At 60.3% G+C, this 15,666-nt stretch carries 16 protein-coding genes and 1 pseudogene; 13 read left to right on the plus strand and 4 right to left on the minus strand.

All coding sequences use genetic code 11. The features are described from left to right. Positions 1–8: 8 nt before the first annotated feature. Positions 9–719 (minus strand): esterase family protein, encoded by a 711-nt coding sequence (locus TERRO_RS10240; RefSeq protein WP_014785925.1) that lies wholly within the window; start codon positions 717–719, stop codon positions 9–11. A 56-nt stretch (positions 720–775) separates the two neighbouring features. On the opposite strand from TERRO_RS10240, the gene TERRO_RS10245 reads away from it, so the two are divergent. The 6 genes and pseudogenes from TERRO_RS10245 (at position 776) to rplS (ending at position 4,468) form a co-directional block, all read left to right on the plus strand. Continuing rightward, entirely contained in the window at positions 776–1,633 is an 858-nt protein-coding gene (locus tag TERRO_RS10245) for an alpha/beta hydrolase (protein WP_014785926.1), read from the plus strand. A 169-nt stretch (positions 1,634–1,802) separates the two neighbouring features. Then, positions 1,803–2,042, plus strand: a pseudogene (gene rpsP, locus TERRO_RS10250) (30S ribosomal protein S16); the annotation flags it as partial. 279 nt (positions 2,043–2,321) lie between these two features. Next, a complete protein-coding gene (locus TERRO_RS10255) occupies positions 2,322–2,534 on the plus strand; it encodes a KH domain-containing protein (RefSeq protein WP_245536077.1) in 213 nt (70 codons plus the stop codon). Beyond that, entirely contained in the window at positions 2,535–3,104 is a 570-nt protein-coding gene (rimM, locus tag TERRO_RS10260; RefSeq protein ID WP_014785929.1) for a ribosome maturation factor RimM, read from the plus strand. It abuts the gene before it with no gap. A 40-nt stretch (positions 3,105–3,144) separates the two neighbouring features. Continuing rightward, complete coding sequence (gene trmD, locus TERRO_RS10265; protein WP_014785930.1) at positions 3,145–4,014, plus strand: tRNA (guanosine(37)-N1)-methyltransferase TrmD; 870 nt, start codon at positions 3,145–3,147, stop codon at positions 4,012–4,014. 97 nt (positions 4,015–4,111) lie between these two features. Further along, on the plus strand, positions 4,112–4,468 hold the full coding sequence (gene rplS, locus TERRO_RS10270) for a 50S ribosomal protein L19 (RefSeq protein ID WP_014785931.1): 357 nt from the start codon (positions 4,112–4,114) through the stop codon (positions 4,466–4,468). A 64-nt stretch (positions 4,469–4,532) separates the two neighbouring features. Here the strand turns inward: rplS and TERRO_RS10275 are convergent, their stop codons facing one another. Further along, complete coding sequence (locus TERRO_RS10275) at positions 4,533–5,168, minus strand: hypothetical protein (RefSeq protein ID WP_157178323.1); 636 nt, start codon at positions 5,166–5,168, stop codon at positions 4,533–4,535. Between the two features lie 511 nt (positions 5,169–5,679). Between TERRO_RS10275 and TERRO_RS10280 the strand changes: the two genes are divergently transcribed. Together TERRO_RS10280 and TERRO_RS10285 are read left to right on the plus strand one after the other, a co-directional pair. Continuing rightward, positions 5,680–6,465: a ribonuclease HII gene (locus tag TERRO_RS10280; RefSeq protein ID WP_014785934.1), complete on the plus strand. Its 786-nt coding sequence runs from the start codon at positions 5,680–5,682 to the stop codon at positions 6,463–6,465. Beyond that, complete coding sequence (locus TERRO_RS10285) at positions 6,450–7,187, plus strand: PIG-L deacetylase family protein (RefSeq protein ID WP_014785935.1); 738 nt, start codon at positions 6,450–6,452, stop codon at positions 7,185–7,187. Before TERRO_RS10280 ends, TERRO_RS10285 begins: the two co-directional genes overlap by 16 nt. On the opposite strand, the gene TERRO_RS10290 is transcribed toward TERRO_RS10285, so the two are convergent. Further along, positions 7,184–7,870 (minus strand): protein-methionine-sulfoxide reductase heme-binding subunit MsrQ, encoded by a 687-nt coding sequence (locus TERRO_RS10290; RefSeq protein WP_014785936.1) that lies wholly within the window; start codon positions 7,868–7,870, stop codon positions 7,184–7,186. The genes TERRO_RS10285 and TERRO_RS10290 overlap by 4 nt on opposite strands. Before the next feature lie 132 nt (positions 7,871–8,002). After that, positions 8,003–8,965 carry a protein-methionine-sulfoxide reductase catalytic subunit MsrP gene (gene msrP, locus TERRO_RS10295; protein WP_014785937.1) on the minus strand — a complete coding sequence of 321 codons (963 nt, stop codon included), beginning with the start codon at positions 8,963–8,965 and terminating at the stop codon, positions 8,003–8,005. A 152-nt stretch (positions 8,966–9,117) separates the two neighbouring features. Between msrP and TERRO_RS10300 the strand changes: the two genes are divergently transcribed. The 5 genes from TERRO_RS10300 (at position 9,118) to ligD (ending at position 15,661) form a co-directional block, all read left to right on the plus strand. Next, a complete protein-coding gene (locus tag TERRO_RS10300) occupies positions 9,118–9,906 on the plus strand; it encodes a 2-keto-4-pentenoate hydratase (RefSeq protein ID WP_014785938.1) in 789 nt (262 codons plus the stop codon). Between the two features lie 3 nt (positions 9,907–9,909). After that, the gene (aceB, locus tag TERRO_RS10305; protein ID WP_014785939.1) at positions 9,910–11,499 is read left to right on the plus strand and encodes a malate synthase A; all 1,590 of its coding nucleotides are present in this window, start codon (positions 9,910–9,912) and stop codon (positions 11,497–11,499) included. 214 nt (positions 11,500–11,713) lie between these two features. Beyond that, positions 11,714–12,736 (plus strand): non-homologous end joining protein Ku, encoded by a 1,023-nt coding sequence (gene ku, locus TERRO_RS10310; protein ID WP_014785940.1) that lies wholly within the window; start codon positions 11,714–11,716, stop codon positions 12,734–12,736. 77 nt (positions 12,737–12,813) lie between these two features. Next, positions 12,814–14,055 carry a DNA polymerase ligase N-terminal domain-containing protein gene (locus TERRO_RS23630; RefSeq protein ID WP_245536267.1) on the plus strand — a complete coding sequence of 414 codons (1,242 nt, stop codon included), beginning with the start codon at positions 12,814–12,816 and terminating at the stop codon, positions 14,053–14,055. Next, positions 14,048–15,661, plus strand: coding sequence for a DNA ligase D (ligD, locus tag TERRO_RS23635; RefSeq protein WP_245536268.1), 1,614 nt, complete (start codon positions 14,048–14,050; stop codon positions 15,659–15,661). The genes TERRO_RS23630 and ligD overlap by 8 nt, the downstream gene beginning before the upstream one ends. Positions 15,662–15,666 lie beyond the last annotated feature (5 nt).

Raw genomic sequence — 15,666 nt, forward strand, 5'->3', positions numbered from 1 at the left:
CCCAACTCCTAGAGATAAGTCTGAAGCATTCTCCGCCACCAGGGCCAGTCATGCCCCGTGTTGTCACCCCAAACATCCAGACGGACGGGGATGCCCTTGCTCCGCATCATGGCGGCGAGGCGCTCGTTGTCGTTCCAGCATTGGTCGTGTTGCCCGGTCGCCAGGACGTAGGTGTTGTGCCGGAACTTATCCAGATACCAGGGGTCGTTCAGATTTGGCAGAAAGTCCATAGGCAGCGTGTAATAGACATCGTCGTCGTAGTGCCCTCGCAGGAAACGCGCCAGATCAAACGCACCGCCCATTGAGAGCATGGCGTTGATCTTGTCCGGGTGGCGCAGCGCCATGCTGGCCGCGTGAAAGCCGCCAAATGAGCAGCCAGTCATCGCTACCATCTGGTTCCAGTTCTTGTGGCGAACCTGCGGCAGCACCTCGTGCATGATGTATTGCTCATACTGCAGGTGCCGTGCGATCTGCCAGCGCCCGCTGACGCCCCGGTTGTACCAGCTTTCGCTGTCAACAGAGTCAACGCACCACAGCTGGATCTGGCCGCGGTTAATCTTGTTTTCGATTGCGGCCACCATGCCCTGATCTTCAAACTCATAGAAGCGGCCGCAGGACGTGGGAAAGACGATTACGGGCAAGCCGTCATGCCCAAAGACAAGGCGCTCCATTGGCCGGCCCAAGGCAGCAGAGTGGTCGACGTGGTATTCGCGGTGCATATGCGTTGCCCTCCGGCAAAAGCCTGCTCTGGTACCCTTCGAAGGAATCTTAGTTCATGGAAATCGTTGCCTCCCAGCCCGACACTCACACGGAAATCACCCCGCCGGGACCACGAATGGCAGAGGTCGCAGCGCAGGGCCGCTACCTTCGGATCTGTGACTGGGAGTCTCAGTACCTTCCCAATCCTCGAGACCTCTTCCTTTATCTGCCCGAAGCCTACCTCCTCGAACCCGAGCGCAGCTTCCCGGTCTTAGTTCTGCATGACGGGCAGAATCTCTTTGACGGTGACCTGGCCTACGTAAAAGGCAGCACATGGCGTGCGGGCACTACAGCAGATGAAGAGATCGCTGCAGGTCGCGTCGAACCCTTGATCCTGGTCGGCGTAGCGAACACCGGCGCAACTCGGATGGCGGACTATACCCCTACGCCCGACCCAAGGCTCGGTGGCGGAAGAGGCCCCTTCTACGCGCAACTGCTGATAGAAGAACTCCTCCCGATGTTGCGCGCCGAGTATCGCGTGCTTTCAGGCGCAGACCACACAGGTATAGCTGGCTCATCCCTGGGTGGCCTCATCTCCTTGGCGATAGGTCTCAAGTCCCCGAACGTCTTCGGTCGCATTGGCGTGCTGTCTCCATCCATCTGGTGGGACAACCGCTCGATTCTGCGCGACGTTCGCTCGCTGAAGAGCCGCCTGCCCCTCCGCATTTGGCTGGATATGGGTACGGGCGAGGGCCTGCGTCACGTTCGCGACGCCGATTTGCTCTCGCAATTGCTTCTAGGCAAAGGGTGGCGGGAGGGAAACGACCTTCTGTACAGGAAGTTTCCGGGGGCGATTCATAATGAGGATGCCTGGGCAGATCGGTTCGCCGAGGTTCTGCAATTTCTTTTTCCGGACATGGGGAATCGCAGGTGATCCCACAGCCGCCTTGTATTCCGGCGAAAAATGGCCCACAATAGATTGGTTGGAAAGAGCTGCGCGCCGAAGCGTTTCCCCGGCCGGCAGAATCTCTGCCGCGGCAGTTGGCCCCGTCGAACGGGGTAACCGAGACATCTTTCAGAGTGAGGAAGTAAAAACAGTGGTCATGATTCGTCTGGCGCGCGTAGGCGCCACCAAGCAGCCGTACTATCGCATCGTCGTCATCGAGAAGGATCGCGCCCGCAACGGCCGTTCCATCGAAGTGGTTGGTACCTACAATCCCCGCACCGAGCCCGCAACTGTCGAGCTCAAGCACGATCGCATTGCCTACTGGACCGGCGTCGGCGCACAGATGTCGGACATCGTCGCCAAGCTTGTGAAGAATGCACCCGCGCCGGCAGCTGCCGACGCCCGTAGCAGCATAATCTCCCATTGCGGTACAAAGGCCACGTTTCTGTCGCAAAAACGCGATTTAGACGTGGCTTTTTCCTTGCTTGCAAGGCCATACCCCTGTAGAAACTTTTTAAGTGGAAGCTGTATCCCTTTAGCAACCATCCAACTGATCACTGGCGCTGCGCGGTAGCGCCTCCAGCCGCAAGAGCGGATCAAGTTCACCCCCAAGGTACGTATGACGGACAATCCCCTCCCCGGTTCTGTGCAACAGATGTGTGACTTAATGACTGGCATGGCGACCGCCTTGGTGGACCAACCGGACAAGGTCCGTGTTGAAGCGGAAACCTTCGAGACCGAGACGGTGTTGCGGCTGTACGTCGCCACCGATGATCTCGGCAAGCTCATCGGCAAACAGGGTCGCACAGCGCGGTCACTGCGCACGATTCTTGGTGCCGCCGGCAGCAAGCTACAGCAGCGCTTCAGCCTCGATGTGCAGTCCGAATAGATGATTCCGCAGACAAATGATTGGGTGACACTGGCCCGCGTCGTCCGTCCGCAGGGTCGACGCGGTGAGGTTCTTTGTGACCTCTTCACGGACTTCCCGGACCAGTTCAAAGATCGTCCCAACGTATCCCTCCTCGCGCCCAGCGGCCTCCGCACGGATGCGGTCGTCCAGGATCACTGGCTGCCTGTAGGCCGAAGCGCCGGTCGAATCGTACTGAAGTTCGCAGGTTACGACTCCATCACCGATGCCGAAAAGCTTACTAAGGCCGAAGCGCAAATCCCTGCCGAAGAACGAGTTGCGTTGGATGAGCAAACGTACTACGTGAACGATCTGATCGGGTGCATCATGACCGACGGCGAGATCGAGATCGGGAAAGTAGATGACATGCACTTCCCGCAGGATCCCCAGGGTCGCCGCATCGAAACAGCAGCATCCATCTTCGTTGTGACCCGGGCAAACGGCGATGAAGTCATGATCCCCTTCGCCAATGAGTTCATCGCAAAGATCGACATCGCTGCGAAGCGGATTGAGATGCGCCTGCCGCAGGGCCTTGTCGACATGAACGGCTAGCTGCAGCAGCCAGCAATCCAACCGATGAAAGAATAGCGGCATGCCGTCCGAAACCAGCATAACGACTGCAGCCGAACCGAAGCAGACTCTCCGCTTCGATATCGTGACGATCTTTCCTGACTTCTTTGAAAGCACACTCCGCAACGGAGTGGTCGCGCGCGCGTTGAACAGCGGCATCGCACAGATCGGCACCGTCGATCTGCGCAGCTTTACCCACGATCGCCACCGCACGGTCGATGACCGCCCGTTCGGCGGCGGCGAAGGCATGGTGCTGAAACCCGAGCCACTCTCCGAGGCGATTGAGTCTCTGGGGCTGTCGCCCAAGCCCCTCCGCGATCCCAGGCGAGAGACGGTGATCCTGCTCTCTGCACAGGGATCACGGTTCACACAGGCGGTGGCCCATGAGTTGAAGTCGATGGATCGCGTCGTTCTGGTCTGCGGGCGATACGAAGGGGTAGACGAACGCGTCAACCAGATGCACTGCGACCGCGAACTCTCCATCGGCGACTACGTCCTCTCGGGCGGAGAACTCGGCGCTGCCATCATCGTGGACGCCGTCACGCGGCTCCTGCCGGGCGTTCTTGGGAACCCGGACTCCGCACATTACGAGAGCTTCGGCCACGCCCACGACTCCGATCGCGCTGAGAACGCACCTCCACAAGCCGTTGCAGCATCTGCCGGATTGCTCGACTACCCTCACTACACGCGACCGGCCGAGTTTCGCGGAGTCGCCATCCCCGACGTCCTCGCAGCCGGCGATCATCTAGCCATTCGGCGCTGGCGCAGGCAACAGGCTCTCCTGAAAACGCTGCAAAATCGTCCCGACCTGCTGGCTGAGGCACCGCTGACCAAGGAGGATCGCAGGTTTCTTGAAAGCCTACGCAGATCCGCCGAGCCGAACCAACAGTGATTCCCTTGCAGGAAAGTCGCTTTCGCCATATCGGATATTGTTTTTCGGCGTTATTTGGGATAAACTGATCCACGACTCTAAGTAAGGAAACAGCATTATGTCGATTCACCCCATCATGCAGAAGCTCGCGGCTAAGCTCGAGCGCACTGACCTTCCGGAATTCGCTCCGGGCGATACCGTCCGCGTGCAGGTAAAGATCAAGGAAGGCGACAAAGAGCGTCTTCAGGCATTCGAGGGCATGTGCATCGCCCGTAAGAATGGCCCCCAGGGTTCCTTCACCGTGCGCAAGATGAGCTTCGGCCAGGGCGTGGAGCGTATCTTCCCGTTCAACTCGAAGGTCGTCGACAAGGTCGAGAAGGTTCGCTCGTACGAAGTGCGTCGCGCCAAGCTGTTCTACCTCCGTGGTCTGCGCGGTAAGGCCGCCCGTCTGCGCGAAGTGGGCCGCACCGCTTAAGCTTCTTCCACCTCAATGAGACGAGCGCCCCTTGGGCGCTCGTTTTTCGTTGCTGTTCACTTATTTACTTCGCGGGGCTTGGCTCCGCCGCTGGAACCGCTTGAGCAGCCGGCGAGAAACCCGGCACCTTGCCGCAGTTGGTAATGCAGACCGCTGTTGCCAGCTTTGGTCGCATGCCCGTCGGCAGCGGTGGAGCTACCGTAGCTTCCTTGTTCTCTATCCGCTTTGCGCCGGGCCACTCGTACGGAGCACCGGCCGTGCTCCCGTAACCCATCACGGGATAGCGCGAATCCTCGGTGTATTGCGGATCGAACTTCACCCAGGCTGACTCGGGCTTCTTGCCGGTCAACGGCTTTTCCGACGCGAGTTGAAACTCGTGGTCGCCCACCTTAACGCTCAGTGTATTTTCACGGAACGCGTCCTTCTGCTCCAGCGAGCCCGGAAAGGCAGACTGCGATACGATCACCGTGCCAATGGTTGGTGCGGAAAGATAGATGAACTTCAGGTCCGGTATGTCGTGATTCAGACGAGCCTTGCCCGTCCATCCATCCACTGTCATTGTGCCGTCGACGATGCTGATGGGATGGGACTTCGCCACCTTGATCTTCGACTTAACTCGCTTGCCCTTCTTGTTGTAGAGCACAGGTAAAGGGCGCGCAGTCGGGGCCGACCAACGGCGTTCCGTCGAAACTCGCTTCATACTCGCCACGCCACGTCATACCAGACGCCGCGAGATCTTCGACGCTCGGAGGGTTCGGCTCCATACCCGCCGGTAACACCTTCAAAGTGTGTGCGGAGGGCTCATCGTTTTCAGCCGCCGCAAGACCAGGTGCCGGATCCGCGGACGCCGGATCGCCCTTAGGCGTTGGTGTCGGCGCCACTTGGGCAGGCTTGGACTCCTTGCCCGTCGGTGGCTCGACAGTCGTCGCGGGGGAGTTTTGGGAAACGGCACAGGCAGGCAGAAGAGCAAAGGCCGCCAAGGTCAAACTGAGGCAGCGGGGACTGCGCATGGGGTCTCCATTAGAAAGTATCAACGTTGCGAGAGTATCCTGCGGAACATCGATTGTGTAGAGAGACTAGCGCTGGCCAGCACGAGTCGTCCACGGCGCATCTCCATCCCTTCAACGCGGCCTGCCATGGAGATCAACCTGCTGTGCGGCGGCGTCTGCCTGTGATGCTGCCGCAGCCTTTGCTTTGTACACTGGTAGAGCATGGCGACCATCCCCACAGACCTTCGTCGCAAGCGCCCGATGATTCCCGAAGGGCAGACCAAGCAGCAGATGCTGCGAGACCTCGTCTGCTCTGACGCACCCGAGCAGGCGCTGCGTTACCACGGCTTCTGCTGCATCGCCGGCGTGGACGAAGTGGGCCGCGGCGCGTTGTTCGGTTCCGTGGTGGCCGCAGCGGTCGTGCTGCCGCCACGCACCTCGAAGCTGCAGCGCCTCGGTCTTCGCGACAGCAAGCAACTGACCCGCGAGGAACGTGAACTCCTGGACCGCGAAATCCGCAAGTGTGCCATCGCCTTTGCGGTGGGGGAGGTCGACTCCGAGACCATCGACCGGATCAACATCTACCAGGCCTCGCGCCTGGCTATGCGTTTGGCAGTCGACCAACTAGGCTGCGTCCCGGATCACTTGCTCATCGACGCGATGCGGATCGACCATCCCTGCGCGCAGACCAAGCTCATCTACGGGGATTCCCTGTCCGTGTCGATCGCTGCAGCATCAGTGTTGGCTAAGGTCTATCGCGATGCGCAGATGCGCGAGTGGCACCTCGCACACCCGCAGTACGGCCTCGCATCTCATAAGGGCTACGCCACGCCGGAACATCGCCGCGCGCTGGAAGAACACGGCCCGACCCCCTTGCACCGCAGATCCTTTGCTCCGGTGGCAAAGTTCTTCGGGGACGAGACCCTGGAACAAGCTGTAGTGATGACTGATCTGTTGTTCGATGATGCCGAGTTACAGGAGGAGTTGGAACCTTGTCAAAGCGCCTGATGTGCGTGGTCGCACACCCCGATGATGAATGTTTCGCCTTCGGCGGAGCGCTGGCACTTGCCGCAAAGGCCTCCTGCGAAACCTACGTAGTTTGCCTGACGGACGGCCAGGCAGCGACCAACCGCGGCAGCTCCGCGGACGGCCAGGATCTCGGCAGAATGCGGCGCGACGAGTTCGCACGGAGCTGCGACGTGCTCGGCGTCACTAAACACGAGATCCTTGATTATCAGGACGGTCGACTCGAATTCGAAGAACTGAATGGCGTTGCGAAGCGGCTCGTAGAACGCATGCGGACATGGAAGCCGCACATCGTCCTCACCTTCGGTCTGGACGGATCACTGAACGTTCACGCTGACCACACCATGGCAAGCTGCTTCACCAGCGCCGCCTTTCATTGGTCGGCTCGCAGCAAGCGCTTCCCGGATCTTGGTCTGCCAACCCACGCACCACAAAAGCTATATCACCAGAGCACGGAGTTCACGCTGCCGGACCGCGAGGCGCTTCTGCCCGCACCCTGGACAGTCGTACTCGACGTCTCAGCCGTGAAAGAGCAGAAGCTCGCGGCCTTCCGCGAACACACCTCGCAGGTCCCTGTAATGGACAACGTGAAGCCCTTCTGGGATCAGTACGGCGATCGTGAACACTACACACTCGCCGCAGCGTCCACGCCGCAGGCCGCAGTGTTGACGCAAAGCATGTTCGAAGGCATCGTCGAGGACTAAGCCGCTACGCGGACAGCAGGCTTCTTCTTGAGCCACTGGTAGGCCGGTCGAGCCAGCAACAGCACCAGAAGCACAGCTGAGTCCTTCCAGGGGCTCAGCACCCCCTTTTTCACCAGCCACCAGTAGTGAATGACCCCAAAGACGGCCGCAATGTAGACGGTCCGATGCAGCGTCTGCCACGGCTTACCGCCCATCTTGCGCATGATCCATTGCGGCGAAGTCAGCGCGAGCGCCAGCAGAATCACATACGACAGCAAACCCACCTGGATGAAACGGCGCTTTGCAACGTCCTCAACCATCGTGGGCCAGACCGCGATCCAATCCTCACGCAACACGTGGAACTGTCCCTGGCGCAGCGCATCCAGCGCGCCAGGCAGATCAAATCCGCTGAAGAGCAAGACATAAGTCAGCAGGTGCAGAGATGCGTAAAAGAACGCAAACAGCCCCAGCATCCGGCGCAGACGGACAAGCCAGGCCAGCTTCGGTGAGAGCCGACGAACAGGCGTGATCGCAAGCGAGATCAAAAGCATCCACAGTGCCCAGTCGCCAGTCCAGTGCGTAATGGTCTGCACAGGATCCGCGCCGAGTGTGTCCTCGTGAAAGCTCCACACGATGCCAAAAAACGGCACCAGCGCCAGCAGGAATACGAAAGGCTTCAGGATCTTGATCGTGCGATTGGACATGAATTCAGTTTCTGAGTTTCTCGTTTCGTAGTTTCGAGGCTCCGAAGTCGACTGGAAGTGAGTCTCGCATCGAGAACCTGCTGCGATCTGCGAATCTCAAACAAGAAACCAGAAACGAGCAACGAGAAACACCTAATAGTTCTTGTTCAGATCCATGCCCTTGTAGAGCGACGCCACCTCGTTGCCATAGCCGTTGAATGGCAGCGTTGCCACCGTACGCGGGAAGACGCTCGCGTCAATGCGGCGCTCATGTGCCTGGCTCCAGCGAGGGTGGTTGTGCGTCGGATTCACATTCGAGTAAAAACCGTACTCTGACGCCGAGATGTCGTTCCACGTCGTCACCGGCTGCTTGTCGGTAAACCGTATGCGCACGATCGACTTCGCTGACTTGAAGCCATACTTCCACGGGACGATCACGCGGATGGGCGCGCCCTGCTGATTCTCCAGCGTCTGGCCGTACGCGCCAAAGGTCAACAGCGCCAGCGGGTTCATCGCCTCATCCAGACGCAGACCTTCGGTATAGGGCCAGTTGAAGCCACCCGGAAGATCCATCTGGCTGCGGTCCGCCAGCGAGATGAACTCGACGTACTTTGCCTCGGGCTTCGGCTGCGCAAAGTTGATCAGGTTCGCCAGCGGATAACCCACCCACGGAATGATCATGCTCCACGCTTCAACGCAACGGAACCGATATGTGCGGTCTTCCAGTGGCTTGTACTTCAGCAACGTCTCGATATCGACCGTCTTCGGGTTATTGCACAGGCCTTCGATCTTCACAGTCCACGGCCGCTGCTTAAGCTTGCCCGCGTTCGCCTTCGGATCGGCCTTGTCTGTGCCGAACTCGTAAAAATTGTTGTAGCTGGTCGCCTTGCCCTGCGGCGTGATGGCATCGCTCACTGCGGGCGCCTGCCCCGGCACCGTCGGCAACTTGGTGGCAGCGTGAACCGTCGGCGTGAAGAGCGGCGGCATCTTCTGGTGCCACTCATACGCCAGTCCCGCTGCGGCCAGGCCACCGAAGATGAGGTTGCGGCGATTCAGGAAACTCTCGCGTGGTGTGATCTCAGACGACTTAAACTCCGGTGCTTTGCCGATCAACATCTCGCTTACCTCTTCCTCTACGTGTCGCCCTACAGATCACAGCACGACGCTGTCATCTTAGTATGACGTGCTGAAACGGCGACCGGTTTGCGTCTGGCGGCACATTGCGAAAGACTTGTGGGCGGACGTTCGTACGACGAAAGGTATCTTGCATGACAATTCCGGCAGCACGCGAGGCGGTTCTACGCCAGACCGCGGACACTCTTCTGACAGCGCGACGCACCGCCTCCCCGATTTCGGATCTTCCGGTCGCGCTGCACCCCGCAACAGAAGCTGAGGCATTCGCCGTTCAGGACGTCATGGCGGAAGCCTATCGTCCCGTCGCCGGCTACAAAGTCGGCGCGCGCAGTCCGGAGCATGAGCCTTTCTTCGCACCCATGCCCGCCGCATGGATGGGCGAGAACGGAGCGCTCTTCCGCGGCGAGAATCACCGCCTGCGTGGCGTTGAAGCAGAGATCTGCTTCCGCATCGGCACTGCGCTGCCACCACGCGCACTTCCTTACACGCGCGATGAAGTTGTCGCCGCCATCGGAAGCTGCCATCCGGCAATCGAGATCCTCGAATCGGCGTACAACGATCCAACATCTGTCTCCCGCGAATGTATGCTGGCCGACCTCCAGATGCACGGCGGCTTTGTTGCCGGTCCTGCAGTCCCCAATTGGCAGACGATCGATTGGTCGCAGGAGCAGGTCACGCTCTCTGCCGACGGCGCCGTCCGCGTGGAGAACACCGGCTCAAACCCCGGTGGCAGCGACCTCATCCGCCTCCTTGTCTATCTGGCAAACGAAGGCGCCACCCGCACCGGCGGCCTCAAGCATGGCGACTGGATTACGACCGGCAGTTGGACCGGCGTTACCTGGACCTCGCACGGCACGGAAGTGGTCGCGAACTTCAGCCACGCAGGCCGCGTCAGCCTGCAATTTGCCTCGGAGAAGCTGTAAGCCATGCAGACCATTGAATTCAAGACGCCGCTTACGCCCGCTGACGAACAGATCCTCACACCGGACGCCGTCAACTTCCTGACGGCACTCCACCGTAACTTCAACGCCCGCCGGCTCGAGCTGCTGCAGGCCCGCATCGCTCGCCAGGCGCACTTGGACGCAGGCGAACGCCCTGACTTCCTGCCGGAGACCGCCAGCATTCGCAGTGCCGCTTGGCGCTGCGCACCGATCCCTGCTGACCTCCAGGACCGTCGCGTCGAGATCACCGGGCCTGTCGAACGCAAGATGGTGATCAACGCGCTGAACAGCGGTGCGAAGGTCTTCATGGCGGACTTTGAAGACTCCACCACACCCACCTGGACCAACCTCCTCGAAGGTCAGGCAAACCTGCGGGACGCCGTCCGCCGCACCATCACCTTCGAAGCCCCGGAGACGGGCAAAAGCTACAAGCTCAACGAGAAGACAGCAGTGCTCTTCGTACGGCCGCGCGGCTGGCATCTGCCGGAACAGCACATGATCGTGGATGGCGAGCCGATGAGCGGCTCCCTCTTCGATTTCGGCCTCTACCTCTTTCACAACGCGACAGAGCTGCTTGCACGCGGCTCCGGACCGTACTTCTACCTACCCAAGATGGAATCGCATCTGGAAGCGCGGCTGTGGAACGACGCCATCGTCTTCGCGCAGAACTACATCGGCGTGCCGCAAGGCTCCGTCCGCGCAACCGTGCTGATCGAGACCATCCTCGCGACCTTCGAAATGGACGAGATCCTCTATGAACTGCGCGACCACTCGGCCGGCCTCAACTGCGGTCGCTGGGACTACATCTTCTCGTTCATCAAGAAGCTCGCCGCAGACAAGACCATCCTCCTGCCGGATCGCGGACAGGTCACCATGGCGACCCATTTCATGCGGTCGTACTCGAAGCTCGCCATCAAGACCTGTCACCACCGCGAAATCAGCGCCATGGGCGGCATGAGCGCCTTCATCCCCATCAAGAGCGATCCCGAGGCAAACGAACGCGCTCTCGCGCAGGTCCGCGCCGACAAGGAGCGCGAAGCAGGCGACGGACACGACGGCACATGGGTCGCGCATCCCGGCCTCGTACCCATCGCCATGGAGGTCTTCGACCGCCTGATGCCGGGACCAAACCAGATCGATAAGAAGCTCGACGACTACACCGCAACCGCGACGGACCTGCTCCAGATCCCGACCGGCCAGATCACCGAGGCCGGTCTTCGTCAAAACGTGGCGGTCGGTCTGGGCTACGTCGAAGCTTGGCTGCGCGGCATCGGCTGTGTCCCTCTCTTCAACCTGATGGAGGATGCCGCGACCGCAGAGATCAGCCGCGCCCAGCTCTGGCAATGGGTCCACCATGGCGCTGTGCTGGCCGACGGCCGCGCCGTCACGGCAGATCTGGTCGACAGCGTCATTGACGACGAACTGAGCAAGACCAGGTCAGCCGTAGACGCGAAGCGCTTTGCAGCCTACGAACGCGCCGCGCTCATGATGCGCGACCTCGTTCGCAGTGACCGCTTCACGGACTTCCTGACGCTGCCCGCGTACGAATCGGTCCTCAAAGAAGGTCTGGCGTAGCGGGTGCCCCACGTCTCGATTCTGAGACGTGGGATCGGCGACCTCCGAAGCTTCGTGAAAGCAACGCCCCAAAAATCGGAACGTCGGGCACCGGAACTATTGGCCACTCAGTCAATCATCAGTCAGTAACGGCATTGACATCGTCGTGCCCGCGAGACATCCTGCCAGTGCCCCGCAAGAATCACACCAAAGCACACAGGGAGCACGCATCGTTATGGCTCGTCCTTATTGGTCAGGCACCATCCAGATCTCGCTCGTCTCGTTCGCGGTAAAGTTCTTCGTCGCGACCGAAGCAAAGAGTCAGATTCGCTTTCACCAGATCAGCCGCTCCACCGGCGAACGCGTCCGTCACCAGAAGGTGCTCGCATCGTCTCTCGAGGAGAACGACGGCGGTGGTGAAGAAGAGACTCAGGCTTCGGCGACCGTCGGCAAAGACGACATCGTCAAGGGATACGAGTACACCAAGGGCCAGTACGTCATGATCGAGCCCAGCGAGATCGCGAACCTCCGCGTCCCGTCGAAGCACGCCATCTCCATCGAACAATTCGTCGATGAGAGCGAGATCGATCCCGCATACTTTGAAAAGCCATACTTTGTGGCGCCCGATGGCGACGCACAGGCCGAAGCCTTTGCCGTAGTCCGCGAAGCCATGGGCAAAGCCGGCAAGGTTGGCATCGGCAAGATCGCCTTCGCCGGTCGCGAACACGTCGTCGCCATCATGGCCAGCAAAGACGACGAGGGCCGCGGCCTGATGGCCTACACGATGCGCTATCAGGAAGAACTGCGCAATCCGAACGAGTACTTCGCTAGCATTCCGAAAGTCGAGATCGAAGAAGACCAGCTCGAACTGGCACAGCAACTCATCAAGAAGAAGACCGCAAAGTTCGATCCGAAGCGCTACAAGGATGGCTACGAGATCGCGCTCAAGGAACTCGTCGACGCGAAGGTCCACAACGAGCCTATCCCTGTTGATGAGCCGGCCCCGAAACGCGCCAAGGTCGTCAACCTGATGGATGCCCTGCGTAGCAGCCTTGCGGGCAAGTCCGACTCTGAGGACGAGACGGACGCACCGCCGCCCGGAACGAAGAAGACCGCCGCAAAGACGGAAACGAAGAAGTCCTCGAAGAAGAGCACCGTAACGGAGATGCCGCGCCGCGACCACGTCGCTCCGGAACGCAAGAAGGCATCCGCCAGTGTCAAACCGGCAAAGTCCGCTCCCAAGCATAAGTCCGCATAGCGTGTCGACCACTACACACAGGGTGCGACTTCGGTCGCACCTTGCTTTTTCTGTGCAGCGGCGCATCATAAACTCCCATGGCAAAGGCAAAGAAGGCCTCGACTTCCGCAGCATCCAGCGCAGGCGACGCTGTCGATGAACAACTCGCACGCTATCGCTCCATGCGCGACTTTAAGGTCACAGCAGAGCCAAGCGGCGGGACAAAATCGAAGAAGCCCGAAGCGCTTCCCTTTGTCATACAGAAGCACGCAGCAACGCGCCTCCACTACGACTTCCGCCTGGGTTGGAACGGCGTCCTGAAGAGCTGGGCAGTCGCCAAGGGTCCCAGCTACAACGTGCATGACCGGCGACTGGCCGTGCAGGTAGAAGACCATCCCATGGAGTACGGCGGCTTCGAAGGCATCATCCCTCGCGGCCAATACGGTGGGGGCACCGTCATGGTGTGGGACCAGGGAACTTGGGAGCCGCACGTCGACGTGGATGAGGGTCTGCGCAAAGGCTCACTCAAGTTCGGCATCAACGGCACCAAGATGCACGGCAACTGGACCCTCGTCCGCATGGGCGGCAAGGCCGCGCAGGAAGGCAAGCCCAACTGGCTGCTGATCAAGGAGCACGACGACTTCGAGCGCGGCCCCGACGATCCCTGCATCACGGAAGAGATGCCCAACTCAGCCGTCACCGGCCGCACACTCGAAGAGATCGCCACAGCCAGCACGCACGTGTGGAACAGCAAGGAGACCGCCGGCGAGGGCCCTGCCTGGTACCGGGATCGTGCACGTGATGCCGACGCGGCCTCGACCAGCGACAAAGCAGCCAGCAAGCCTGCAGCGAAGCCCTCCGCTAAGACCACAAGTAAGGCATCACCGAAACAGGCAAAGTCTCCTCCAGTAGTTCCCGCACAAATCGAAAAGCTGCCGCAAGAGAAGCTGCCAGACTTCTTGAAGCCACAGCTCGCAGGAGAGACAACCGCACCGCCCGCGGGCGACGAATGGGTGCACGAACTCAAACTCGACGGCTACCGGGTGCAGGCACGCAAACACGGTAACAACGTGGAACTCTACACACGCAGCGGCCTCGACTGGACGCACCGAATGAAGCCCATCGCTGAAGCGGTTAAACAACTCGCAGTGGAGGATGCCATCCTCGACGGTGAAGTATGCGTTCTCGATGACAAAGGCCTCTCAAGCTTCGCGCGCCTGCAGGCCTCCTTTGAGAAGAACGAGAAGCACCCACTCACCTTCTTCGTCTTCGACCTGCTGCACCTCAACGGACACAACACGCGCCCTGCCGCTGCGCGAACGCAAAGCCCTCTTGCATAGCTTAGTCACCGAGGACGGCGATGTCCGCATGAGCGAAGACATGATCGGCGATGGCACCAGGATCTTTCACGCTGCCTGCGAACTGCACGCCGAAGGCATCATCTCGAAACGCGCGGACGGCGCCTACACTCCAGGCCGAAGCGCACAGTGGGTCAAGTCAAAGTGCGTGCATGAGCAGGAGTTCGTCGTCGGCGGATGGGTTGACCTTTCCAACGGCACACGCGGCATCGGTTCCCTCTTACTCGGCTACTACGACGATGCAGGCAAGCTGATCTACGCCGGCCGCACCGGCACCGGCTTCACGCAGAAGATCCACAAGATGCTCCGCGACAAACTCGACGCCCTCGAGCAGAAGACGATGCCCTTCACCGCCATCAGCGCAGAAGGCCGCCGCGGTGCCCACTGGGTCAAGCCCGAACTCGTCGTACAGGTGCGCTTCTCCACGTGGACCGGGGACCAGCAGGTCCGACAGGCGTCGTATCAAGGCCTGCGCGAAGACAAGCCAGCAGACGAAGTACGCCGCGAGATCGGCCCACCCTCCGCAAAATACAAGCCTGTCGCAGCCAGCACAAAAGCCGATCCCGAGCCCAGCGCGTCCACTGAAGTCGTCCACAAGGCCAAGGCAAACAAAGTGGTCAGCATCAACGCAAAGAAGGACGCGAAGCCTACTAGCGCTCAGAAGAATGCAGCTGCAGCCACCACGCCAATGCCGGCAATCCGCCTGACTCACCCCGACAAAATAGTCGATCCCGAGAGCGGCATCACCAAGCAGCAACTCGCAGAGTTCCTATGGGCCGTCGCACCGCAGATGCTCCCACACATCGCCGACCGTCCACTCAGCCTCGTCCGCTGCCCAGAAGGCTCTTCGAACCAATGCTTCTACCAGAAGCACGTCAATCACATGCTGCCAAAAGGCGTCGGCTCCGTGATGGTCGCGGACAAGAAAGGCGGCGCACCCGAGCCCTACATCACGCTGAACGACGCGGAAGCACTCGCCGGGCTGGCGCAGATGTCTGTTCTTGAGATCCACCCGTGGGGCTCGCACAACGACCACCTCGAGGAGCCCGACCGCATCATCATCGACCTCGACCCCGACGAGAGCTTGCCCTGGTCCACCGTCTGCGAAGCCGCGCTGGAAGTGCGCAGCCTGCTCGACGCCATGAAGCTGAAAAGCTTCCTCAAGATCACAGGCGGCAAGGGCCTGCACGTATGTTTTCCCGTCACACCAGAGCACGACTTCTCGATCATCAAGGCTTGGACGCACGGCCTCGTGCAGGCAATGGAAACCGCCCGTCCTGAACTCTACTTGTCAAAAATGTCGAAGGCCGCACGCACCGGCAAGATCTATCTGGACTATCTGCGCAATGAACGTGGCGCCACCGCCGTGGCACCCTACAGCATGCGAGCCCGCACAGGACTACCAGTAAGCGTGCCGCTGGAGTGGGAAGAACTCGCCGGCAGCGAACGCCCGCGCTACACCGTCAAAGACTTCGCAACATGGCAGCATAGGCTGGCGAGAGACCCCTGGCAGGCCGTGCTCAAGGTGAAACAGACCATACCAAAGGATGCTCTGGAGCGCTTCGCCGGAAAGACGAAGCGCTCCTGAACGCG

The organism is Terriglobus roseus DSM 18391 (assembly GCF_000265425.1).
GTDB lineage: Bacteria > Acidobacteriota > Terriglobia > Terriglobales > Acidobacteriaceae > Terriglobus > Terriglobus roseus.

Excerpts from the sequence above, each read along its gene's own strand:
- TERRO_RS10240 (WP_014785925.1), bottom strand. The coding sequence starts at position 719 with ATGCACCGCGAATACCACGTCGACCACTCTGCTGCCTTGGGCCGGCCA.
- TERRO_RS10245 (WP_014785926.1), top strand. The coding sequence starts at position 776 with ATGGAAATCGTTGCCTCCCAGCCCGACACTCACACGGAAATCACCCCG.
- TERRO_RS10255 (WP_245536077.1), top strand. The coding sequence starts at position 2,322 with ATGGCGACCGCCTTGGTGGACCAACCGGACAAGGTCCGTGTTGAAGCG.
- rimM (WP_014785929.1), top strand. The coding sequence starts at position 2,535 with ATGATTCCGCAGACAAATGATTGGGTGACACTGGCCCGCGTCGTCCGT.
- trmD (WP_014785930.1), top strand. The coding sequence starts at position 3,145 with ATGCCGTCCGAAACCAGCATAACGACTGCAGCCGAACCGAAGCAGACT.
- rplS (WP_014785931.1), top strand. The coding sequence starts at position 4,112 with ATGTCGATTCACCCCATCATGCAGAAGCTCGCGGCTAAGCTCGAGCGC.
- TERRO_RS10275 (WP_157178323.1), bottom strand. The coding sequence starts at position 5,168 with ATGAAGCGAGTTTCGACGGAACGCCGTTGGTCGGCCCCGACTGCGCGC.
- TERRO_RS10280 (WP_014785934.1), top strand. The coding sequence starts at position 5,680 with ATGGCGACCATCCCCACAGACCTTCGTCGCAAGCGCCCGATGATTCCC.
- TERRO_RS10290 (WP_014785936.1), bottom strand. The coding sequence starts at position 7,870 with ATGTCCAATCGCACGATCAAGATCCTGAAGCCTTTCGTATTCCTGCTG.
- msrP (WP_014785937.1), bottom strand. The coding sequence starts at position 8,965 with ATGTTGATCGGCAAAGCACCGGAGTTTAAGTCGTCTGAGATCACACCA.
- TERRO_RS10300 (WP_014785938.1), top strand. The coding sequence starts at position 9,118 with ATGACAATTCCGGCAGCACGCGAGGCGGTTCTACGCCAGACCGCGGAC.
- aceB (WP_014785939.1), top strand. The coding sequence starts at position 9,910 with ATGCAGACCATTGAATTCAAGACGCCGCTTACGCCCGCTGACGAACAG.
- ku (WP_014785940.1), top strand. The coding sequence starts at position 11,714 with ATGGCTCGTCCTTATTGGTCAGGCACCATCCAGATCTCGCTCGTCTCG.
- TERRO_RS23630 (WP_245536267.1), top strand. The coding sequence starts at position 12,814 with ATGGCAAAGGCAAAGAAGGCCTCGACTTCCGCAGCATCCAGCGCAGGC.